22 protein-coding genes are annotated in these 24,053 nt (G+C 38.7%); 3 read left to right on the top strand and 19 right to left on the bottom strand.

Translation table 11 applies throughout. The features are described 5' to 3' along the window. Positions 1-42: 42 nt before the first annotated feature. The 5 genes from JI666_RS03240 to ilvA all read right to left on the bottom strand — a co-directional run bounded on the left by JI666_RS03240 (position 43) and on the right by ilvA (position 6,087). Positions 43-615 carry a histidine phosphatase family protein gene (locus JI666_RS03240; protein WP_206888862.1) on the bottom strand — a complete coding sequence of 191 codons (573 nt, stop codon included), beginning with the start codon at positions 613-615 and terminating at the stop codon, positions 43-45. Between the two features lie 27 nt (positions 616-642). Next, complete coding sequence (locus JI666_RS03235; protein WP_206888860.1) at positions 643-1,596, bottom strand: phosphotransferase family protein; 954 nt, start codon at positions 1,594-1,596, stop codon at positions 643-645. A 75-nt stretch (positions 1,597-1,671) separates the two neighbouring features. Then, entirely contained in the window at positions 1,672-3,597 is a 1,926-nt protein-coding gene (locus JI666_RS03230) for an ATP-dependent DNA helicase (protein WP_206888858.1), read from the bottom strand. Between the two features lie 176 nt (positions 3,598-3,773). Then, positions 3,774-4,736, bottom strand: a complete 963-nt coding sequence (locus JI666_RS03225) for an LLM class flavin-dependent oxidoreductase (protein WP_206888855.1) — start codon at positions 4,734-4,736, stop codon at positions 3,774-3,776. 94 nt (positions 4,737-4,830) lie between these two features. Then, complete coding sequence (gene ilvA / locus JI666_RS03220) at positions 4,831-6,087, bottom strand: threonine ammonia-lyase IlvA (protein WP_206888853.1); 1,257 nt, start codon at positions 6,085-6,087, stop codon at positions 4,831-4,833. Between the two features lie 162 nt (positions 6,088-6,249). Here ilvA and JI666_RS03215 point away from each other — a divergent pair, with 162 nt between their 5' ends. Next, the gene (locus JI666_RS03215; protein WP_206888851.1) at positions 6,250-6,900 is read left to right on the top strand and encodes an MtnX-like HAD-IB family phosphatase; all 651 of its coding nucleotides are present in this window, start codon (positions 6,250-6,252) and stop codon (positions 6,898-6,900) included. 95 nt (positions 6,901-6,995) lie between these two features. Here JI666_RS03215 and kynA read toward each other — a convergent pair whose 3' ends face one another. The 5 genes from kynA to JI666_RS03190 all read right to left on the bottom strand — a co-directional run bounded on the left by kynA (position 6,996) and on the right by JI666_RS03190 (position 11,484). Continuing rightward, positions 6,996-7,841, bottom strand: a complete 846-nt coding sequence (gene kynA, locus JI666_RS03210) for a tryptophan 2,3-dioxygenase (protein ID WP_206888848.1) — start codon at positions 7,839-7,841, stop codon at positions 6,996-6,998. 267 nt (positions 7,842-8,108) lie between these two features. Then, positions 8,109-8,651, bottom strand: a complete 543-nt coding sequence (locus JI666_RS03205) for a site-specific integrase (protein ID WP_206888845.1) — start codon at positions 8,649-8,651, stop codon at positions 8,109-8,111. Positions 8,652-8,949: 298 nt separating this feature from the next. Continuing rightward, on the bottom strand, positions 8,950-9,477 hold the full coding sequence (locus JI666_RS03200; protein ID WP_286170544.1) for a hypothetical protein: 528 nt from the start codon (positions 9,475-9,477) through the stop codon (positions 8,950-8,952). 102 nt (positions 9,478-9,579) lie between these two features. Then, positions 9,580-9,972 (bottom strand): VOC family protein, encoded by a 393-nt coding sequence (locus tag JI666_RS03195; protein WP_286170543.1) that lies wholly within the window; start codon positions 9,970-9,972, stop codon positions 9,580-9,582. A 111-nt stretch (positions 9,973-10,083) separates the two neighbouring features. Next, positions 10,084-11,484, bottom strand: a complete 1,401-nt coding sequence (locus JI666_RS03190) for a bifunctional metallophosphatase/5'-nucleotidase (protein ID WP_206888839.1) — start codon at positions 11,482-11,484, stop codon at positions 10,084-10,086. 193 nt (positions 11,485-11,677) lie between these two features. Between JI666_RS03190 and JI666_RS03185 the strand changes: the two genes are divergently transcribed. Then, positions 11,678-12,847, top strand: coding sequence for a lactate 2-monooxygenase (locus JI666_RS03185; RefSeq protein ID WP_206888837.1), 1,170 nt, complete (start codon positions 11,678-11,680; stop codon positions 12,845-12,847). 120 nt (positions 12,848-12,967) lie between these two features. Here the strand turns inward: JI666_RS03185 and JI666_RS03180 are convergent, their stop codons facing one another. The 4 genes from JI666_RS03180 to JI666_RS03165 all read right to left on the bottom strand — a co-directional run bounded on the left by JI666_RS03180 (position 12,968) and on the right by JI666_RS03165 (position 17,987). Next, positions 12,968-14,164, bottom strand: coding sequence for an MFS transporter (locus tag JI666_RS03180; RefSeq protein WP_206888835.1), 1,197 nt, complete (start codon positions 14,162-14,164; stop codon positions 12,968-12,970). Positions 14,165-14,300: 136 nt separating this feature from the next. Beyond that, positions 14,301-14,690, bottom strand: a complete 390-nt coding sequence (locus JI666_RS03175; RefSeq protein ID WP_206888833.1) for a VOC family protein — start codon at positions 14,688-14,690, stop codon at positions 14,301-14,303. A gap of 101 nt (positions 14,691-14,791) precedes the next feature. Next, positions 14,792-17,011: a DEAD/DEAH box helicase gene (locus JI666_RS03170; protein WP_206888832.1), complete on the bottom strand. Its 2,220-nt coding sequence runs from the start codon at positions 17,009-17,011 to the stop codon at positions 14,792-14,794. 106 nt (positions 17,012-17,117) lie between these two features. Continuing rightward, on the bottom strand, positions 17,118-17,987 hold the full coding sequence (locus tag JI666_RS03165) for a LysR family transcriptional regulator (protein WP_206888830.1): 870 nt from the start codon (positions 17,985-17,987) through the stop codon (positions 17,118-17,120). 108 nt (positions 17,988-18,095) lie between these two features. On the opposite strand from JI666_RS03165, the gene JI666_RS03160 reads away from it, so the two are divergent. Continuing rightward, on the top strand, positions 18,096-19,121 hold the full coding sequence (locus tag JI666_RS03160) for a YeiH family protein (protein ID WP_206888828.1): 1,026 nt from the start codon (positions 18,096-18,098) through the stop codon (positions 19,119-19,121). Here the strand turns inward: JI666_RS03160 and JI666_RS03155 are convergent. From JI666_RS03155 to JI666_RS03135, 5 genes are all read right to left on the bottom strand, one after another. Then, on the bottom strand, positions 19,118-19,738 hold the full coding sequence (locus JI666_RS03155) for a hypothetical protein (protein WP_206888825.1): 621 nt from the start codon (positions 19,736-19,738) through the stop codon (positions 19,118-19,120). The two genes, JI666_RS03160 and JI666_RS03155, sit on opposite strands and share 4 nt — an antisense overlap. A gap of 285 nt (positions 19,739-20,023) precedes the next feature. After that, positions 20,024-21,460: a D-alanyl-D-alanine carboxypeptidase/D-alanyl-D-alanine endopeptidase gene (gene dacB, locus JI666_RS03150; RefSeq protein ID WP_524535769.1), complete on the bottom strand. Its 1,437-nt coding sequence runs from the start codon at positions 21,458-21,460 to the stop codon at positions 20,024-20,026. Positions 21,461-21,657: 197 nt separating this feature from the next. Beyond that, entirely contained in the window at positions 21,658-21,810 is a 153-nt protein-coding gene (locus JI666_RS03145) for a hypothetical protein (protein WP_206888822.1), read from the bottom strand. Positions 21,811-21,997: 187 nt separating this feature from the next. After that, positions 21,998-23,161 (bottom strand): acyl-CoA dehydrogenase family protein, encoded by a 1,164-nt coding sequence (locus tag JI666_RS03140; protein WP_206888820.1) that lies wholly within the window; start codon positions 23,159-23,161, stop codon positions 21,998-22,000. Positions 23,162-23,257: 96 nt separating this feature from the next. Further along, positions 23,258-24,004: a pirin family protein gene (locus tag JI666_RS03135; protein WP_206888817.1), complete on the bottom strand. Its 747-nt coding sequence runs from the start codon at positions 24,002-24,004 to the stop codon at positions 23,258-23,260. Positions 24,005-24,053 lie beyond the last annotated feature (49 nt).

The raw sequence follows: 24,053 nt of genomic DNA, 5'->3' as shown, positions 1-24,053 counted from the left end.
ACAATTTCTCTGTATCGATTGAAAAACCTTTTTTTCAATCGATTATTGATGCAGATGAGCGGTTGAGTTATAAACCTCATGCTTCCAGCCTTCAGCCTGTTTCTCTAATATCGTTAGCGATGTATTATATAGGTGACTATTGTGATCGAGAGCGGGTAATGCATCTTTAAAAAAGTGTCTCAAAAAGGAACCATGACTAACAATTAAGATATTTTTATCCTGATAGGTTCTCTGGAATTCGGTGATAGCTTCTGTTGCGCGTGCCATGACAAGCTGTTCTGCTTCAATACCAAGATCTAATTCTCGCCAGTTCTCTCCCCATTTATTAATTCGCTCTTGTTCAGTTGTTCCTTCAATCATACCTCCTCCAGCTTCCCGTAAGCGTTGATCGATTATTACATCAATACCAAGATTTCCAGCAATAATATTAGCTGTTTGTTCGGCTCTTGCTAAATGACTAGAGAAAATGATATCCCATTTCCCTTTATCAAGATGTTGCGCGAGCTTTGCTGCGTCCCTCCGCCCATCATGATCAAGGTGAATATCTGAACTGCCCTGCGCTCTCTTTTCTTTATTCCAGGATGTGCTACCGTGTCGAATAAATCCAATTCTCATCTCGATTCTCCCCATATTGAATTATTCTCATTTCCATGAGTCACTTAGTGTCATATGAATTAATCCTTGAATATCTCTTACACGATTTTCTCCACACACTTGCCGGTTGATTAAACTGCATAGAGCTACTAAGTCTGCTAACTTGGCTAACTTTTTCCAATTATCACTTAAAACAATTCCACTTTCGTTCAAACCAGTGATAAGGCCAGATTCGAATGATGACATATGGATATACTGGTATCGAAGCATGTTGCCAATATCGAAATAGATGCTTCCTGATAAAGCAAATTCCCAGTCTAGTACAGCGCTAACATCGGACCCATTCATTAAGAGGTTTAGACCATTAAAATCACCATGAACAAGCCTTGCTCCACTCTCGTCTTCTTCAAATAGATGGGCGTTCCCCCTCGTAAACCTATGTATTTGATCAATTTCATTATTCGGTAGCCACTTGGAGGCATAACCAGCCGTAAAGAAAGACTCAATTGTTGAGATAAAGTTTTCTGGTGTTAGGCGGAATTCTTCAGCAACAGTTAATTCTGTGTCTAAAAATCCATACGTATCAAAAGTTAGTTCTCGAAGTGCTGCAAGTTGTTGGCCAATGGATCTTCCCATTCGATTCATGTTACTTGGAGAAGAATCCGTTAAATGGTGATAAAGCAAAGAACCATTTTTCCATTCTAGAATACCTACACCATACCCATTCCACATTGTTACATGCAAGAAACGTGGGGCCAGCACTTTGTCTGGTAGAATAGCGTGAAGCGTTTCTTCTCTTAATAGGCTCTCGTGATTTTTGGTCACTCGTACAACGACGAAATTCGCTTCAACTTCTACCTTGTAATTTGTATGGCTTAATCCACCTGAGAGAAGTGTAACGTTCTGAACGGTGAGGTTGCTAGAATAACTTCGAATGATTGATTGTATGGCTTCGATAGGAATTTCAATAATAGGATTGTGACGTTCCCAGTTTGTTTTCATGTAACCCCTCCCTCTCCTTATCATATCAACATCATAACAAATAAGCTCTTTCTCGAAAGAGAAAGAGCTTATAAATTAGATCCAGTTTATTGGTAAAGGCAACACGTCTTGAACCTGTTTTTCATACTTCGTAACCTGTTCTTTTGACATCCATATTCGAACAGAACCGTGGTCATCACTACTTCTTATCAAGCGTCCAATTCCCTGCCTAAGCCTGAGTAGCATATATGGCAAGTCAACTTCAGCGATTGGATCCGCGGCGTGACTTCGCTTGGCTTGGAAAACGGGATCGTTAGGAGGGAAAGGTAGTGAAGAGATCAATACCTGTGTAAGAGCTTCTCCTGGTACATCTAGACCTTCCCACAGATGGTAAGAACATAGTACAGCAGAGTGATCACGCTGGAATTGTTTTACAATTTCACTAATCTCCCTATCCCCTTCATAGATCATCTCAAAGGTCCAACTTTGATTATCTGCCCAGTCACGGAACCGATCCATTTCTTCGAGCGACGAGAATAACATCAAGGATTGGCCATTGTTATCATTAAGGGCTTTACCCATGGCTTCCCACTTCTCAATTTCGTTTTCTGAAACTGTTCCATTCATCTTCATTTGAGTTTCATAATCAAAAGGTGATTTAACAGAGAAAGAAGCGTACTTTTGTATCCCAAGGCTGCTTGCAGTATATGAGAAGTCACCTGCTTGAGATAGTGTTGCAGAAGAAAAGACGAATGGAATTTTTTGAGAGAAAACTTCCTTTCGTAGAATATCTTCTACAAGTCTTGGCATGATGACAAGAGACGTCTGAGTTTCAGTTTCCTCTAACCAATGAATGCCTTGTCCGTCATGAAGTAACGTTCTTAGCCCATAGGCGAAGAATTCAAGGTATTCTTCCATGATTTTCACATGGTAATCTTCCATCACATAAAGTTCAGAATCAAAAACGAGCTGTTCAAGCAATGCATCAACTTTTTCAGCGATCGTCTTGGCAGTTGAAAGCATCACTTCTGTTCGTGGTACATCTTTACGAACGGACCCTTCTACAGCTTTAGAAGATTTGCTAAGATGAGCAAACCATTCATCGTGTAGTTCAAGAATATCTTCCACAAGCGTTAAGGATTCTTCACGAACATCCTGATCCATATACCCTGTTAAGATGCTAGAAAGTGTTTCCGAATGAAAGCGATAGGTTAATCCTTTTTGTGCGGAAAATTCGAGAAGGTGACCTTCATCGAAGACAACTGTACTTGCTTCAGGTAACAATGGAAGTTGCCCTTCACGTTTGCGAGAATCCTTTGTCCAAATATGCTCCATGTAAAAATCATGTGAACAGATGATGAGATCACTAGCATGACGGTAATACTCACGATTTAATGTCTGACCACAGCGATGGCGCCAATCACATGTAGAGCACTGCTGAAGGGGATCCCACGCAATCTTCTCCCACTTTTCATTCGGTACCCATGGATACTCTTTACGGTCACCATAGCGTTTGAAAGATTTCATTGATGCTGCAGGCTCGTATACGAATTCTGGTATTTCATCATGAACACTTAGAATATCTTCATCATCTGTTCGGTGAGCAAGATGATCCAGTTTCTTCACGCACACATATTGCTCTCTTGCTTTTGCAAGTCTCACATCAACGGTTAAACCGAGGGCTTTTTCAAGCTTCTCAATGTCCCCGCCTTCTTTAACGAGCTGCTCAATAAGCGTTTCATCAGCACATGAAATAATAGCAGGTTTACGCGTGTAGCGTGCATAGCAAATGGCATATAGCAAATAAACAAACGTTTTACCTGTCCCAACGCCTGCTTCTGCGAATACGACACTTTTATTTTTAAAAGCCTGTTCGATTTGAAAGGCCATGAAGATTTGTTCATCGCGAAGCTCATAACCGTGTTCAGGGAGGATATCATAGAAAACATCTCCGATATAGTCACCGAGCTTTTCGAAAAAGGAATCTTCCTTTGTAATTTCAAAAGGTAATGATTGTGTCATGTACGGTCTCCTCTTCTAGCTTGATCCGTCCTGTATAGTAGAACAACTCTGTCATTATTTTTAACGACAGCTGTGGTTTCTTTTGTTCATCTTGCGTGTATATGAATGTATCAATATGAAAAACAAGAAAACCACCTTTTATCATAACAGATTTAGTGTTATTAGTGAAAAAAGATCTACTGTTGAATCAGCGCCTCACCGATTAATTGAAAGGAGCGTAAACGGTCACGTCTACTTGGTATCATTGTTGTAATCATTAACTCATCTGGTTGATAGATAGTCTTTAACTGCTCTAACTGTTGTTTAACGTCATCAATCGTCCCTGCTATTAGCTTAGAAGAAGGATTAGGTTCAACCTTAATTTCTTTAGCTTCTTCAAGGGTTGGTAATTTCGTCTCACCCTTTGATTGGAAGTCATTCAAAACATGAACCCATTGTGCAAGTTCTTCTGCGCGCTCCTTTGTTTCACTACAGATCACAGATACAGCAAATAAAGTGTATGGGTTACTTCCTTTAAACTCACTTCTATACGTATCTAGTAGCTCTCTACCGTCTTTATCGCTCATAAAATACCCGAATGCGTAAGACATCTCATTTCTAGCTGCAAGCTTTGCACTTTTGATTCCTGTTCCAAGTAACCATTGTTCAGGTGCTACGGTAGGAACAGGTGCCGCATCTAAGCTATTGTACATATGATCATTGGGAAAGCCATTTCTTAAGAAGCAAAGCAGTTCTTCCAGTTTTTCTGGCATTCGTGTCACTTCTTCAAGAAATCGACCTGATAAGGCGGTTGTTGCTTCAGCTGAGCCACCAGGTGCACGTCCTAGTCCTAGATCGATTCGTCCCGGAAATAATGTTGCTAGTGTGTTAAATATCTCCGCGACTTTATAAGGTTGGTAATGTGGAAGGAGAATAGCTCCTGCACCAATTCGTATTTCTTTTGTATGTGCACCAAGGTAGCTAATGAGAACTTCTGGCGCAGGACAAGCTACATGGTTAAGGTCATGGTGTTCTGTAATCCAGTACCTTGTGTAGCCTAGCTTGTCTGCAAGTACCGCAAGTTCCTTTGAGCCTTGAAGTGCATCAGCTACCGTTTCTCCTATGAAGAGTGGTGATTGATCGAGAATACTTAATTTCATTATACACCTCTTTTTACAACCATTTACTACTATCATATAGATAGAAAAGACCCATTTATCCTCTCATTATGAGAAAAACGCCCTGTTCGGGCGCTTAAACTAATAAGTTAAAGAGGTCTTGATCTTTATTGATTTCGATATATGAAAAGCCTTTGCGATTCATACGTTCAATTAATGGTTCGTAGTCTTCTTTTTGTTTCAACTCAATTCCTGCAAGTACAGGGCCACGATCTCGGTTATTCTTTTTCGTATATTCAAAGCGGGTGATGTCATCAGTTGGACCGAGGACATCTGCCATAAACTCTTTCAAAGCACCTGCTCGCTGTGGAAAGTGGACGATGAAATAATGTTTTAATCCTTCGTAAATAAGCGATCGCTCTTGAATTTCTTGCATTCTGTTAATATCATTATTACCACCACTAATTACACATACCACATTTTTCTCTTTAATCTGATCCCGATAAAAATCTAACGCTGCAATTGACATCGCTCCTGCTGGTTCTGCCACGATCGCATTTTGATTATACAACTCAAGAATGGTCGTGCAAATCTTTCCTTCAGGTACAAGGACAATATCGTCAAGAATGTGTTTACAAATATCAAGCGTTAATTTACCTACCTGCTTAACAGCAGCCCCATCAACAAATTTATCAATGTAATCAAGAGACAGAACCTCGTCGTGATCAAGAGAATTCTTCATACCTGGAGCACCCTGGGGTTCAATTCCAACGATTTGAGTATGGGGACTGATGCTCTTGACGTAAGAACCAACACCAGATGCAAGTCCTCCCCCTCCAATTGGTACCATCAAAAAGTCCACTTCATCAATATCATTCATAATTTCTAGTCCCACAGTTCCCTGCCCTGCGATTGTTCGATAATCGTCAAATGGATGTATAAATGTCTTATCATTCGAATTACAAAACTTCTTTGCCGTTTGAAAAGAGTCATCAAACGTATCACCAGTTAAAATCACTTCTACATTTGCTCCCCCAAACAGTTCTACTTGAGTAACCTTTTGTCGAGGCGTAGTCGCTGGCATAAAGATATGACCTTGAATGTCTAACGCCTTACAAGAAAAAGCAACACCTTGCGCATGATTACCAGCACTTGCGCATACTATTCCACTTTCTTTTTCATCTGCATTCAAACTTTGGATTAAATTATAAGCGCCTCTAATCTTAAATGACCTTACGTTCTGAAGATCCTCACGCTTTAAATAAACATTGCAGTTATATCGATCAGAAAGGATTTCGTTACGCTGCAGTGGAGTAGGCACTACAACTTCCTTTAATACTTGATTTGCGATAATGACATCTTCTACCTGTACTTTGCTGATTGTTTTACTCATTCTCGCACTCCTTCTGATTAATAAGAATAGTTTAACTTTTTAAAATTCATTTTAACATAATTTAATGCGGTTGTACGTTATTGTTCTAAATGTGCTTAATTTCTTTTCAACAGTGAACCATGCTACAATTCTATAAGATAACGAATAGGAGGAGGCTACTTCATGGGGAACTGGGCATTTGTTTCTGACTTTGATGGTACGATCTCAAAAAAGGATTTTTATTGGCTTGTCATTGAAACGTATTTTCCAGAAGGTCAGGAGCTCTATAAAAAGTGGAAAGCTGGAGAATATCAGGATATTGATTTTCTGCAGAAGGTATTTAAATCAATTGATCAGAATGAAGAACAAATCATAGAGGATATTCGATCACTACCTATTGATGAATATGTTCCTTCCTTTATAGAAAAAGTTCAACAGAGCGGTGGGGACTTCTATATTTTAAGTGCGGGAACGGATTATTACATTCATCATATTCTTAAACAATATGGTATTCAGAATGTACCTGTCTTTTCGAATAAAGGCTATTATGAAAACCAAAACGTACACCTTTCGATTGATGAAAATCACAAACATTATTCAAAAAGGTATGGCATTGACAAATCTAAGGTCATAGAAGAAATGAAGGAAAAATATGATTTTATATACTTTGCAGGTGATAGTGAACCGGATTCTCATCCTGCGAAAGTAGCAGATCTTACTTTTGCAAAGGATGCACTTCAAGATATTCTAAAGGAAAATGGTGTGCCGTTTATCGGTGTGGATACGTTCTTAGAGATTGAGGAGATTCTTCGTAATAAAGGAATCCTTAGCTAGTACTCTTTTGATAAAAAAGTGACGTACAGAAAAAATAGACGCTGTATTTTCTAGCGTCTATTTATATTTTGTTTACATAATGTTTTTATTATCACCTACAGTTCGGTTCGAATATCCCAAAGCTCTGGGAAAAAGCGGTGATCCAGCACTTTTTTTAAATACCCTACACCTGACGATCCTCCTGTTCCTTTTTTAAATCCTATAATGCGTTCAACTGTCTTCATATGGCGAAAACGCCACTGCTGAAGCCAGTCCTCAATATCCACCAGCTTTTCAGCGAGCTCGTAAAGATCCCAATACGTTTCAACATCACGATAGACTGATAGCCAAGCCTTCATTACCGACTCATTCTTCTCATATGTAACGGTTACGTCCCGTTCCAGTATATCCTCATCAATTGGTAATCCCGCCTTAGCGAGAGCTTTAATAGCAACATCATAAATGCTTGGAGCCTCATAGGCTTCTACTAAATGATGATGAAGTTCCTGATCCTTTTCATAAATCTTAAGTACGTGTGAAGTTTTGTAGCCAAGTGCAAATTCGATCATTCTGTATTGATACGATTGAAACCCTGAAGCCTGTCCAAGTGAATCACGAAACTCCATGTACTCTGATGGTGTTAACGTGGAGAGCACGTCCCAGGCTTGAATAATTTGCGTCTGTGTTTTTGAGACGCGAGCAAGCATCTTAAAGGCTGTAGAAAGTTCGTTGTTTTCAATCGACTCAATCGCCCCTCTTAGTTCGTGGAGAATTAACTTCATCCAGAGTTCACTTACTTGATGAATAATAATAAAAAGCATTTCATCATGATGCTCTGAAAGCCTGTTTTGACCGGAAAGAATCTGATCAAGATTTAAATACTCTCCGTATGTCATATTATCTTTAAAATCAGTATGTATAGATGCTTCAGTTGGATCTTGACTATTATATTTTTTGTCCATTAGTGTACCTCCTTCTTAATGTAAGCGAATACAAAAAATAAAAATATGACGAGTTCCTTCATTAATATTAGACCTTATCGCAATGGCTCTTTTTATACTCATGCCCTAAAAAAACATCAGAGGAAACACTGCCTGCAAGAAAAGCACTACTATTAACGAACGGAATTTGTATTGTTTTATGATCATCAATTAGTAAATGCATCAATCTAGAGGCCATATTCCCCTTGTCCCCCATCATAAGTATAACATGTTCTAAACATCGGATTCTTACAAACTAAAGTTGAACAGAGATTCGTCAATTTGCTCCTGCTCTATTCCAATGTATCTGAGTGTAATAGATGGCGCAGAGTGGCCGAATATTTTCTGAAGCATCGCAACGTCTTTTGTTTGTTTGTAATAAAAATACCCAAACGTTTTCCTCATTGTATGTGTACCTATTTCGGAAAGCCCCGCTTCAGCAGCAGCCTGATTTAATATTTTGTATGCCTGCCCTCTTTGGATTGGTAAATCCGTTTTGTGAGAAGGAAATAAGAAATCTTGATCTTGCATATCAAACGTATACGATTCTATTAATTCTTTAAGCGAATAGTTTATTGGAAATCGTTTCGTTTTCCCAGTCTTTTTCTCTTTGATCACAATGTGAGTTTGATTTCGAACATCTTCTACACGTAATGGAAGCAGATCACTAATTCGAAGGCCGGTATTAATTCCCATCAGAAACAAAAACCAATCTCTGGAATTTCGTCTTCGTAAATTCTGTTTGATCAATTTTATCTTCTGAGGGTCTCGAATGGGCTGAACCGTGTTCATAGAGACACCCTCCTTTCTATATCCGATATGTATCATTAACGATAAGTAATGGTTCAATAAGTTTCATTATACCGTTCCTAGCTTCCTAAGAAAAGAAAAAAACCGCGAAAAACAAGCTTTCATTCATTTTCATAATGATACACAATATATGTTTTGTATCATTATGTAGAAATAGTTGCACTTAGATTAAAATAACCGGTACTATCTTCATTAGTGTAAGATTGATTAAAATTAAACAACCACCCACTTTATAAGCAGGTGATTGTTTAAAAGTACGAACATATGACTGGCGAAAGATTCACTCTTTGTTGAGATTAGTTTCATATCCAAAATTTTTTATGGTAAAGGAAGCAATCACTCCAAAGGTGATAAATGCAAAAAGACTAATTATGATTGTAGAAATTCCTGCTTCCCATGGTATAACGACCTTCCCTTGAGAAGCGTTAAGTGGAATGACGATCGCCCAAATAATTGTCCCCCAAATTGCACCAATTAGAATTATGTTCAATTGTTGTAATACTTTCAGTTGCCTCGTTAGAACTAGCAAGATATAACCTGCAACTTGGCCCGCAAGAATATGTGTAATAAAGTGTATCAGCGTTAAATTTGCTCCAAGTTTAGAAAACCCACTTGACTCAGCCAGCATCACTATTCTTGCTTGGATTAAAGAACCGATCAGAAATCCAATTGTAAATTTAAGGACATCTACAGCTCCTCCTTTTTCATATTGTTTTTCTGAAGCGGTTTTTATATTCTGTTCCTCAGAAACCTTATATAGAGTAAGTAATGATGATAGCTCTGATTGAATGACAAAAAAAGCAGGCAAATTGCAGCTTTAGTTCTTGATTTATTGTTTTATCTATTGATATATTCTGGATATTTTAAATGAATTTTAATAATCAATTACGGTAATTGAAATTTATGTGATTTATGAATGGGTAACTGCAACAACTTCAACCTTAATTCGATCCGGGTCTTCAAAATAAAGAGCGTAATGACCTTTCCCACCTGCAAAGGGGTATTTATCCCTATAAAGAATGTTTATACCCATAGTCTCCAGTTGATTAAACAGATAATCAACATGTTCTCTAGACTTGGCGTGAAAAGCGAGATGGTTTAGCCCTATTCTTTTTCGATGATAACCATGATCTACAAAAGACTCTTCTACCTGCACGAATACAATGTAACTATCTTTCCACTTCCAACTCCTTCCCTCATCCCATTTTTGGAACGGTATGTACCCAAGTTCTTCTAATAACCAACCCCAGAATAAACTACTCTTTTTAAGATCTGAAACATACAACTCAATGTGATGAATCAATAGATCACTCCCTTGTTTCGTTAAAATGATATAATTAAATATATTATTATTATGTAAACTAAATATCACAGACAGAATTGGCATCTGTCTGTGATCGAGATGATACTATTTCTACAGATGATTATTGCACACAGCTGATTTTTCTAGGACCCAACGGTTTTTAAAAGCATTCGTTACAAATCGATCTTTTTCTGCGTATTCTCGTATCACATCTTTTATTTCGTCAGGCTGATATGAAAAGTTTCGATTATGTGCGAGGTCAGGGTAACCAGATCCTCTTAGTAAATAATCTGATGAAGCTACTCGGTACCACCTTTCTTCATCAAGTAACTGTCCGTTTACTGTAAGAGAGGTAATTCCAGTCCCATTGTGGTTAACTTCTATCCCGGAAACATGAAGTCTTCCTGCGTATTTACCTCTAAAACCAGGTCCCCTACCATCCGCCATACATACTGAACTATCAAGTGAACTTTCTAGAGCATTCTTAAGATGCTTACCTTGAATTTCAAAATAAGTTGGATTTAAAGGTGATGGGCAAATTTCAATCAATTTCTTATTGGATACAAAATTAACTATGCCACCATTTGCAATGCCACTATTAATAATTCCAATCTCACACTGAAAGCGATCTTTTAACCCATCTGCAATTAAATTAGTTAGTGGATTCTCTTCTAATACATCATCCCAAAGCGTGGTAGTGATATGGTATAGTGGCTCGCTTAAATTAGCAATCGCTTCTGCTTTACTTGATGCTAGAATACCTACAATTTCTTCGTCTTCTGTAGCTTTTGAAGTTGAAATCGTGGATGAGGCTAGTAGCTCTAAGGAGCCATTTCTGTATTCCATTTCAACGATACCCACATGTTCTCCGTACATCCCAGCTGAATTTATGATCGTTCCGTTTACTACTTTCGCTTCTTCATAAAGAACATGGTCGTGAGCTGAAAGAATTAAGTCAATTTCCTCAATTGCTTCTGCTAATTCAATATCTGCTTCCGTTCCAATATGATTCAATACAATGCATATGTCATATTGATTTTGGTGTTTCGTGATTTCTTTTCGTATTGACTCCTTGTAATCATTAATTTGAAAGCCCATTAAATCATTGAATTCTTGTAGATCTGGAGAAGCGCCTGTTAGTAAGATACGCAAGCCGTTTTTATTTAGTATGATACTGCTTCTAACACCTTCAAATGAATCTCCATTTGCTTTAAGCAAATTACAACTAATAAAAGGCACTGTAGAATTCACTGCCATATGCTCTAACGTTTCATTCCCATTAAACAATTCATTATTTCCAATCGTTAAAGCTTTATACCCAGCGGATTCGAGCATTTTGACTGCTGCTAATCCCCTCGTACCCTGAAGTTCTATACTTTTAAAATCAGCAAAGTCTCCTCCATCAAAAAGTAATGTGTGCTCATCTGAATAGTGTCTCATTAAAGATGTGGCTCTTGAAAAGGTCTCAAAATGACTATGGATATCGTTAGTATGTATGATGTTGAGCTTCATGATTGTCCCCCAATGGTTTCTAGCTAATTCATCTATCCTACTTATTTCTAAACATGATGAGAAAGTCCTGCTTAATCCCTGTTTTTAATTAGTCCTTTTTTCTTGCTTTTATTTCGATGAAACTTGATTAAAGGAATTAATGAAACAATAAAGAAGACTCCTTTAATCAGTAAAAAACAAAGGAGTATGATCTATGTCAAATATCGGAAATGAAGTCCAATTTAATATCTATAAACAAATGCATTCCCCAGATCCAAACCGCCTTCCGACGCGATTTGAGGAATGGGAAAAGCGAGCTCGAGAAGTTTTAGAAGATGGCCCTTACGATTATGTTGCAGGTGGTTCTGGTGGTGAAGATACCGTTCAAGCGAATAGAGAAGCATTTAAGCGCTGGCATATCATGCCTCGTGTCTTTAGAAATGTGGAAGATCGAAATTTAAAACTAGGGTTATTTGGTAACATGCTTCCTTCCCCTCTTATGGTAGCTCCGATTGGTGTACAATCTATTATTCATAATGATGGAGAACTCGCTACGGCAAAAGCTGCTGCATCAATTGGAGTGCCGTACATTGCAAGCTCAGCTTCTACTCATTCAATGGAAGAAATTGCGCAAGTAATGGGAGAAGCACCTAAGTGGTTTCAACTTTATTGGAGCAGTGATCCTTCTATAGCAAAAAGCTTTGTGGAGCGTGCTGAAAACGCTGGATATACCGCTATAGTTGTTACACTCGACACACCGATGATGGCATGGAGGGAATTTGATCTTAAAAATGTGTACTTACCATTTCTGATTGGTGAAGGAATTGGAAATTACCTGACTGATCCGGCTTTTCGTGCAGGGCTCAAGGTTCCACCTGAAGAAGATTCAATGGGAGCCATTATGCATTGGACTCGAATATTTGGCCATGCAGGATTAACATGGGAAGATCTTGCCGAGCTGAAGACCTATACATCACTACCAATCATTTTAAAAGGGATTCTTCACCCGGAAGACGCAAAGCTCGCTTTAAAATATGGTGTTGATGCCATCATCGTATCAAATCATGGAGGTCGACAGGTTGATGGCGCTATCGCTGCTCTTGATGCTTTACCAGCCATAGTTGAAGCAACCCAAAACCGTATTCCCATTCTAATGGACAGTGGCATTCGTCGTGGAGCTGATATATTCAAAGCACTTGCTCTTGGAGCCAAAGCGGTCCTCATTGGAAGACCTTGTATGTATGGACTAGCTGTTGCTGGTGAAACGGGAGTGAGACAAGTTATGACCAATCTTCTTGCAGACTTTGATCTAACGATGGGGTTATCAGGTTGCCGTGACTTAAATGAGGTGAATAAAGAAATGATTATTCCAGCAAGTCGATAAATGTAACCTTTCCTCAAACGTAAAACGACTACAATACAAAAATGAGCAGTTCAATATAGGTGCAAATGTCTTGCACCTATAATTAAACTACTAAACAATATTGCGCTATGCTTTTTCATTCTATTTCCATTGTACTGCTTCACTATGCTTCTGCACTGTTGAGCTTCGTTTTAAATAGATAACATAAATAATCATGGAGATTATGACCGATACTCCTGCTGTTAGATAGATATCAGCATAGCCAAACTTAGAAGCAATCAATCCAAAAAACATTGCCCCGAGGCCGACTCCTAAATCAAACGCTGAGAAAAATGTAGCGTTAGCCATTCCTTTTCGATTCAAAGGGGCTTCATTAACTGCCCATGCTTGAAGAGCAGGTTGTACTGAGCCGAAACCAACACCAAACAGAAATGCCGCAAGTAACAACATAAACTGATTTGACAGCAAAGTTAGGTCAATCATTGCAGCTAGAATTAGTAAAGCTCCTGGTAGAAAAATGGCTTTATGCCCTTTCCTGTCATAAATTCTTCCTGCGAAAGCTCGAACTGCCATTAATGATAGTGCAAATACTACAAAGTACCATTCAATTCCATCTATACCAAGCTGTTCAGCATAAAGTGGTAGAAAGGTGGCAATTCCACCAAACACCATTGTTATAAAGAAGAGCAAAAGCGACGGCATTAATGCAGATTTTTCAAATACATCCCATTTCTTTTTCTGAACGGGTGTCTTATTTGCAGGTTTATACCTTATAAATGCTGCTATAACAAATGAAATGAAACCGGCAGCTGCCGCAATTAAAAACATTGATGTGAAATCAAAAACAGCAATAATTAACAGTCCTAGTGCAGGTCCAAATGCCATTGCTAAATTACCAGCTAACCCGAAGTATCCCATTCCTTCTCCCCTGCGCTTTTGAGGGATAAGGTCAGTAGCAATCGTACCTACTGCGGTAGTAGACATCCCCCAACCAAGACCTTGTACGATTCGCATTAGAAATAATAGAATTAGACTTCCAGTAAAAGCATAGGAACCAACAGAAATAACGAAAACCAATAGACCGATTAAGAATACTACTCTTCTGCCTAAAGATTCGAGAACATGTCCACTCCATGGACGAATTAACAGTGCCGAAAGAGTAAATATACCCACGACGAATCCAATGAGCTGATCGCTTCCGCCAAGTTCATTCACAAACAATGGTAATGTAGGTAGAGTCATTTGGAAACCAGCAAAAATAAAAAAATTGGAGATGCAAATGAAAATAAAATCACGTGTCCATATTTTCTCTTTCGACAAGTTCTGATGACCTTGCATGCTTATTCCTTCTTTCCTTCACGTTTTATCCATACTAATCTTACACTACTCTTATAATTTCATGTGATTTCCTGCTCATGAAACGTAAGAAACGACCTTCTGAGAGTGAAGGTCGCTTCTATTAATTATTACTTTATTATTGTGATTTAGGAGATTGAAAGAACTCAATCCACTCACCGTCTGGACCAGCGAAAAATAAATATTTTGCTCCATTTGGAAGTTCATTAATTCCTTCATCAATAAAGGTCACGCCAAGATTTCGAATTCTTGTCCGCTCTTCTTCAATATCTGAAACAGTAAAAGCTATATGATGAACTTTTCCTTCGACAGGTAAATCAGCGTTATAGCCTTCAATCAATTCTAGGATAATTTGACCATCTAAGCCTAGAAATGCAAGCTGCTTATCACCATCAGGATGATTAAATTCATCAAGTAATTCAAGACCCAGAATACCCTGATAAAATCCTTTCGAAGCCTCGATATTTCTTACATGTACTCCTACATGCTCAAGTTTCTGTATACTCATAAAACACCAGCTTTCCCATCACGTAATCTGAATCTCACATTCAATACTCATATCTATCATACTAATCGTCTAATTTCAAAGCAAGGAAGAGGTCACAGCGCTTATTGATGAGGTACGACTTGATTTATAAACTCACCTGTTACGAGTGAAGATTGAAGTCTTATTGAAACGGCCGGTGGGAGAGTACCTTTCATAGCTTCAAAGGGTACGCCTAACCAGAGGACATTATGATTAATTGCTATAAATGGAAATGGAATCGCCTCCTCCACTTGTTTTGCTAGTGGAAATGAACTTAAAGGAGTGGGTGAGACAATTGTTAGCTTTCCTTTTGCTGCTTTGATTTGACTTTCCCATTCTTCTGTTAAAGAAGAGTCGTTCGGTAGAGCGAGTATAATTTCGCTTGCCTTCTTAATATCATCAAAAACGGAGTCTGTCTTCATTGCATGACTCCAACGCAAACGGGGATGCTGGTTTTTGACCCACTTCCCAATTTGAGATGGTGTAATTTGTTCATCTTGTTCTAATTGATGATCCACTAATTGATGTAACGTTTTAAATCGAGATATATTCTTCTTAATGTAGTCGACGTTGGTTACATGAATAAATTTACCCTTTGTTCTTGTCATAGCAACATTAATAAGACGTGCGCTATTCTGTCCAACTAGGAGCATGCCTGGGCGATTTTGTGGTTCACCATCTACTGTATCAAACACCATCATATCTCGTTCACTACCTTGAAACCGGTGGACGGTTGCTGAAAGAATATCGGCTTGTTGATGCTCTTGCAGTAAGTCTTCAAATAATAAACTCATCATCTTAGCCTGAGCACGATAAGGAGTGACGTAGCCGATAGATGTCATTCCCCCAAGTAATGATTCATAAATAGCTTGAAATGATACAAGAAGTTGCCACATGTTCATGCGTGATTTGGATGAATGTCCTGTAATGCAGAATTGACCAGTATGACTTGTATCGATAAGAGTAGAGGCACGTCCATGAAAAGGAGAGCGTTCTGCAATAGCTCTCCTCATTTCAGTTGTTTTGGGATGATCTTTTACAAGAGAGTGATAGATTTTATCATTTGTAAAAGCTGAGATAAGCGGATGCATCCTCCTTTGTTCATTAAGCAAGAAAAGTTGAGGATGCAGTTTTCCTTCTTGGACAGTATCGACTATACCACTGCAATGAAAAACATCTTCACGAAGCCATTTTGATACAAGAGGATGTCGTGCAGTAGCAATCGGTGGTAACTGCTTAAAATCCCCACATATGACAACTCGTTTTCCAAGAGATGCTGCAAACGCGGCTTGGGGAACATATGCCATACTCGCTTCATCAATAATCACAACATCGACTCGTTTTCGATAGATCGTTTCATCGATTGCAGCTTTTGCAAGCGTTGTGCCTATAATGGACGCTTCCTTTACAAACTGAGACTCTTTTCTACGAATCTGTTCGAGTATATTTCCTAGTTTCGCTTCAAGCTTAAGTAGTTGATCGGAATCTCTGTTGTTAAAAGATTTCGTTAGATCTTCTTTCAGTTTCTTACGTTCTGTCATTAAGTTTTCTTTCTCTTCAGCTAGTTCTGGGTGTTTTGTCCTTAAAAGCTGATCGGTATAAAGCGGTAGTTCTGATGGCACATCTCGCTGCAAACCGTATCTCATGATTTTACCTTCTTCAAACTTCTCTCTCGTTTGAATGAATGCAGCCGTCTCACGCATCAAGACATCGACAGCCTGATTGCTGTGAGATAAAACCAGTACTTTATTACCTCTAAAGAAATGGTTAGCTGCCGCTCTTGCGAGATTATGAGTCTTACCTGTTCCAGGTGGTCCCCATACAAACGTAACCGGGTTATATTTGGATCTGAGAATTAACTCATGTAGTTTACTTTTCGCTTTTCCTTCCGGATGCTTCGTAATTTCTGGTGGATTCATCATATTTTTAACTCTTGCTAACCTGCGTTTGCTTTTCTTAATTTCCTCTAACCGTTCATGTAGTTCGTCGAGTAGCTCCCATGGGTCGTGATAAAGATCCGCTTCACCTATAAGGTCACCAAACCCACCTTCTAAGGAAAGAATGATATTCTTACCTTCTGAAGAGAGTATTCTCCCCTCACGCTTTACATCTCCCATCTCAATTCGCACCTTTGAGCCGGTTGGAATCTGAATAGGCATAACGGCGTCAAAGTAATAGCGGAAGTCATCTTTAGAAGATAATATTTGTCCATTTACAATTTTGTATGGTCTACTTCCATATTTCTTCAGATGTGCAATTTCAGCACGTAATGCCATTTGCCATTCTTGTATTAGTTCTTTCATAATTAATCGCTTCCTTTATTACTTAGGAGTGCTCCTTAAAGAGACAACTTGTCTTTTTTCAATTCCTATACTATATCACGCATAACTCGAACTCTCTACTGAACTTTTAGTCAAGATGATGGTCGTGCAAATGCTCTAGGAACAATTCAAGGACTTTAGTCTGGAAAGGAGAACGCATGAGGATTGAGAAAGTTCGTTTGTATGTAAAATTCGGAATGGCGAGAACGACTAAAGTTCCAAGCTCTAATTCCTTTCGAATCGTCCACCTTGAAAGAAAACTAATACCAATTCCAGCTTCAACAGACTCTTTAATAAGCTGAGTGCTTCCGAACGCCATTGTATTACCTGGTGTGATCTCTAGATGTTTCCACATTTTCTCTGTAGCTTCTCTCGTTCCTGATCCCCCTTCTCTGACAATCCACATTTCGTTCTCAAGCATAGATCCATTTGCTACCTGTACATGAGAGGGTGAAGCTACAATGACCATTTCATCTTCTGTGAAATCTTCTATTTTCATATCCCGAGCAGGATAGTCTCCTTCAATAATTCCAACGTCTAATTGATGTGAATAAACTAGATCACCAATTTCTCTAGAGTTACCTATTGTAATGGACGGTGTAATGAGAGGATAGTTCTTTCGTATTTTAGCAATAACATGTGGTAATACATATTCTCCATATGTATAACTTGCACCGATTGTTATTTTCCCACTTGCACGATTACTTAAATCATCAAGCAAATAGTTCATTTTTGAGTATAAATTTAACAGTTCTTTTGCATGATGATAGACGATTTCGCCTGCTTTATTCATTTCTACTGAACGATTGCTTCGTTCCAATAGTTTCGTTCCTAATGACTCTTCAAGATTTTTGATATATTGACTTACGGCAGGCTGCGTCATATGAAGCTCTTCAGCAGCTCTAGAAAAATTTCGTTTCTCAACAACCGTTACAAAAACAGTTAATGGTTGATCCATTTAATCCACCTCACTATAACTAATTACTTATGATATGAATTATATTTAATTATTTCACTTATAGCAAACAACTAGGTAAACTATAAGAAGAGAAACGGAGGCAGAATCATGATCAATATAATCAGACAACAACAAACACTAACGCCTGGTATACGATGGATGCTAGGAATCGCGTTTACATTTTTCATTGCATTACTGGGCTATTATCTAGCAATGGTTCCTGGCTTTAAATTGACCGGACAACTCGCTTCTGCCATATTTATTTCAATCATCTACAGACAAATTGCGGGTTACCCTGAATGGCTTAGAGCAGGAATCACATTCTCTTCTAAGAAATTACTTCGATTTGCCATTATCTTATATGGAATAAAACTGAATGTTAGCTTGATATTACAAGATGGCTTGCCAATTCTACTTCTTGGTGCTGCTGTGATTGCTTTTGCCTTACTATCTTCTGTATGGCTTTCTAAAGCAATGAATGCAAACCGTTCGATTACTTTGTTAGTAGGTGCAGGAACTGGAATATGCGGAGCTGCTGCGATTGCTGCCGTAGCGCCCATCGTTGAAGCGAAGGAAGAAGATACTGCGATCGGAGTCGGAATCATTGCTTTATTTGGAACGATTTTCTCGGTAGGTTATACAATCGTTCGTCCATTTCTTCCCTTAACACCTTCCGAATATGGCATTTGGTCTGGTATTTCACTACATGAAGTAGCCCACGTTGCGTTAGCCGCAGCTCCAGGGGGAGAGACCGCACTAGCTATGGGACTTCTTGCAAAGCTTGGAAGAGTTTTCTTACTCGTTCCAGTTTGTTTTTTATTTATGTACATTGTGAAAAAGAAAAATATAGGAAGCAAGCAGCAGGTTCCATTCCCATGGTTCCTAGTAGGATTCATTTTGATGAGTCTTGCAGGTACTTATATCCTTGGCCCAATTGTTCCATTTTCAGAAACTGCTATGACGGCCGTTACGGAAGTCACAACATGGTGTCTAACCGCTGCTATGGTTGGACTAGGGCTGAGTGTAAGTATCAAAGATTTGAAAAATAAAGCATTAAAACCTATCGCAATTATTACAATTGTATCATTGACGCTTTCCATTCTAACCTTCTTTATCGTTAAATGGTTCTACTAGGCTTCTTCTGACTGGTCATCTTTTTTGGATGACCAACTTTTTCTTATTCGATCCACATAATGAAGCGCCGTTCGAACAATTAATGCGTGTAGTAGAATTCCTACAATCGTCAGAACGACAATGACGATTTTACTTACAAAAGATGTTGGTTCAACTGAAAAACGACCGACAAATAGGAGCGAGCCAAATGACCAAATCGCAGCATCTTGGAATGAATCCACAACAGGCTCATAGAAGTAAAAGGGAAATGTTGAAACAATCACAAAAACAAAGCTTGTGAGAAACCATGTTTGAGGCGACATTCCCATCGCTTTTCCAATGATAGGATTACTGAATCGTTTCGTAATCGTCTTAATTCGCCAGAGCCGATAAAGTCTAGCTAATTTTGCACTTTGAAAGATAGAGTCAAGTGGAATTAAAGCAATAAGATCAAAAGGATGCTTTTTAATATATTGAAACCGATCTTTAGATAGATAAAGAAAGACCATGTAATCTACAAAAAAGACAACCCAGGTCCCAATAAGGATTGCCTTTTGAAAAGGGGATTCATACCAAATTGTTGAAACAGACAAAATGACACATGCAAATAAAAGATACTGATAAATAAGTTTCCACATTGGACTATCCCCCCTTTTACCAAGGCTATGTTAGCGAGCAGTGTTGATTTTTGGCCCATTTACGCCCTGTGGTGACCAATCGCTTCGAGCAAATTCATTTGCTCAGACGATTGGTCACCACAGGACAACCTTTCAGCAGAGCTGAAAGGCGAGTGAAACTAAGGTTTCACTCGAATGAGCCAAAAATTGAGAAATCAACAATAAGAGCTAACATAGCCTTTACCAAAGTAATCAAACTAAAGTGTATCTATTTCGACGGTTGCAAACAAACGAAAAGGCTATGATTCAGCCTTTTCGTTTGTTTGCTTCTTTATAATTAGCAAGTACAACCGCAATTTGGTCTTCTATCTTTCCCATTTCTTCTTCATCAATAAACTGATTTAGAATGACTGAAAATATAAGAGGATGTTCAGTTCGAACATAACCAGACAAAGACGTTACACCGATTAATGAGCCTGTTTTCGCGTAAATGACCCCTTCTGCTACTGTGTTGCTTAATCGATTCCGAAGCGTTCCTCCAACCAATCGTTCAGGTTCGCCCGCAATAGGAAGAGAGTTCAAATATAAATCAAACCACGGCTTTTCTTGAATTCGATAAAGAAGTAATGAAAGTTGATTAGGTTGAATGAGAGTTATCTGTGAAATTCCTGACCCATCTCGCAAGCACATGTCATCTGTATGAAGACCTTCATTTCGTAAAACTGACCGAATTACTTCTAAACCTGCCTGAAAACTACCTTCTTCCTTCACTACTTTTCCCATTTCTTTCACAAGAACTTCTGCATGGCCGTTGTTACTAAGTTTCATAAACGGAATGAGTAAGTCTGAAAGAGGCATGGATTTCTTTTCAGCTAAGGGAATGGCTTGATCAGAAGTTTTACCTAACCTTTCTTCTCCCTTTATTTCAATACCGTGCTTCTTCAATGATTGGGCAAAAAGATTTAATGCATAGCTTGCTGGATTCCAAACTGCCACCCAAGCTTTTTCTCGGGAAGCATTTTTGGAAATTGTTCCATCAACAACGATTATATTCGTACCATGCTTTCGGTGAATCTCAATCTCAGCATCTTCATTTTCATTCACGGTCATTCCATTGTTGATAATGGATATTGTATCCGTTTCAGGTGTTAACTTAACACTGCTCAACAATCCTTCACCACTTCCAGGTGATACCTCAATCATAATTGTACCAGCGTCATAGTCTTGATTTGGAGATGCTGTAAGCGCAGAAATTTGAGCACCATAGTATTGATCCTCATCACTCCAAATCATATCCTCTGATAAATACTCACTATCATACCATGACTCATCGCCGATTAGATCTCCATCTACCTGGGTAATCCCTAAAAGTTTCAATTGATTTGCTAATGCATCAAAGTCTTTGGGAAGTAATGTTGGATCACCACTTCCCTTTATATAAAGATTTCCACTAATGATTTCTCCATTGCGATGATCTGCAAAGACTACTGTTTTGAATCTATAATCTGAACCGAGTGTTTCAAGAGCCGCAGCTGCTGTGAGTAGTTTCATATTAGAGGCAGGAGTTAGTCTTGTATCGCCATGATGATCGAAAAGAAGTTCTCCCGTTATAGCTGATCGAACACTAACGCCAGCAATTGCACCTTTTAATCGCTTATTGTTAACAATCGTATGTATTTGCTCTGTTAAAGTCTGATGATCTTCAGCCCTTGCCGACCTACCAAATTGCTTGACAGACGTCATCGGAATGAGAAGCAAGCAAGTTGTAAGTAAAGCAGCACCAGTCAATTTTTTTCTATTTAATATGACTATGACCTCCTTTTCTATTAGCATTCTTTATTTCGTGCATTCTATGTAAATGAAAATGGAGCCGCTGCGAATGGACATGTCGCACGGCTCCTTCTATGAAGTTTCCTGTCGTAATTTAGCTTTGAATAGATTCATTTGGTTTCCTTCAACCCCTGTTCTTTGGTGATCTTCCTTACATAATCGCCTTCTTGTTTTGAATGATCTTCTTCAAACCGATCAAATCCCCAGACATTCGTCAGCAGCAAACTTCCACTCAACGAAACGGTCCTTCGCTCTCTCAACATACTCCCCTCCTTTTCGTTTATTAATGATTCATTTCGCCACTCAAATAACTTTTTCCTTCTTTGCTGGCGAATTTGAATCTAATTACCTAGAATCCTGTTACGATAAGGAAAAACATGTTGATTCATGGTAAAACAGTATGACTTTAGCACTTCGCGCAAAAAAAGCCTTCCATCAGGAAGACTTTACTCATTTATTAAGTGCTCGACTTGCAAGCATAGATATCACAGCATCATCCATTGGAGGATTATGAAGACCAGCTCTCACATCTCGGTAATAACGCTGCATGGGGTTGTCTTTAAACAAGGCTCTTGCTCCAACAATTCTCATAGCGATGTCAACCACATTAGCAGCACTGTTTGTAGCTACATGCTTTACGGCTGCAAGTTCTGGACCCATGTTGATCCTATGATGAGGTTCATTTACCCACCGGTAGGCAATAGAATACATCATTTCTCTTGCTCTCATTAGCTCTAACTCCATTTCACCAATTTTCCTTTGTACTTCAGGTACATCTTTAATTGGTCCTGGTAGGCTATTGGGAGAATACTCAGATGCAAATGCAATCGCTTCGTTTCTTGCTGCAATTGCGACACCAAGATAACAAGCAGGGATGTGAAGAAGCCACGCCTTAGGTAGTTCGCTTTTATTGCTATTGGGACCTTCAATAAGAGCATCATGCGGGAGGATAACATCATTTAGTACGAGATCATCACTTCTCGTACCTCTCATAGATATCGTATCCCAGTTTTCTTCTATCGTAACTCCTTTTAAACTCATATCGACAAGGAAAAAGCCCTTCTCACCTGTATTGTTAATTCGTGCTGATACAAGAGCATAATGGAGTCCAGGTGCCATAGAAGTAAATGATTTTCTTCCGTTTATAATCCACTGTCCATCCTTCTTACTCGCTTTGGTTTGAGGCATCCCACCTCGTGTCGGACTTCCAGTTGCAGGTTCTGAAGCCGCACGATTTAAAAGTGCATGTTCATTGACAATTAATTTGGATAAACGTTCATACACATCATCTGACCATGTTTGGTCGTCTCTCATTTCAAGCATAATACCTAAATGCCATCCAATTGAAAGAGCAGTTGCAGCATCACCTGTGGCAATCTGTTCCTGTAGCATAACGAATTCATACAAGTTAATTTCTCTTCCACCGAATTTCTCAGGTACCGTTAAAGCAATGTAGCCCGACTGTTCTAACTGTTCGAAATTCTCGGAAGGAAAACGCCCTTCACGATCAACCTTATCTGCTCTCAATGCAAAAGATTCTGAAAGCTTACTACCTAGTTCAAACAACTGTTGTTGACTTTCAGATTTAATAAATGATTCATACAAATGATTCATCTCTTACTCACAGCCTTTCCGAACATGATCTACTATTAATCGTACACTATTGTATGTCTAATTCTCCAGTAAATCGATCGGAATAAACATATTCCCTTATTTTCTGTACATAGGATAGTCAACAAAAGTTGGTACTTCAATAGCTATTACTCTTGTATCCTTTCTAACCTCTATTGCAACCTTACTCCGTTCATCTGCTTCCATAACGAGAAATTCTTTCATTTGAAATTCTGTTCCATTTATATTTCCTTCACCACTAAGAACGAGAATACTTAGAGATCGTCCTTTAGTTAAACTTTGTTCGTACGTATAATCATTTTTTACCTCTATATCCCACATGGCAGCATCTGTTACAAAATCAACCGGCGAATCAACACCTAATACTTCTTTTACACGTATCCCTTCACTACCTTCCACTTGAAAATCTTCATCATTATATTGCTGATATGTCGGTCTTCTTTTCAAGGCTTCTGTTATGTGAGGTTCAAACCAAATTTGGAAACCTTGCATGTTTGGCCCTATAAACCCTTCTTTGTGTGAAACTCCTGATCCGGTTTGCATGACTTGTAATCCCCCTGGACCAACCGTACTTTTGGTCCCAAGTGTGTCTCCATGTTCAGCTTTACCGCTTATCACATAGGTAATAATTTCAAATCCTTGATGAGGATGTAGCGGTATGTAACCTTCATTTTCCGACTTTGCCCATGCCCAGTAAAAAAGTGGTCCTATTCGTTTCACTTCTGAACCCTCACCTGGAAAACCAATTGGCTTCTGTTCAGTGATTTTACCTCCATCAAACTGCCCAACACCTTGCTGGTTCACTTGATACCTTTTTATATTCAACTACCTCACCACTTTCGAATATATCTTGAATTCGAGATAATTTTATCTC

This window comes from Bacillus sp. NTK071 (assembly GCF_017303315.1).
Taxonomy (GTDB): domain Bacteria; phylum Bacillota; class Bacilli; order Bacillales; family Guptibacillaceae; genus Guptibacillus.
Note: the sequence above shows the minus strand (reverse complement) of the source record. Positions and strands in the feature narration are given on the sequence as shown.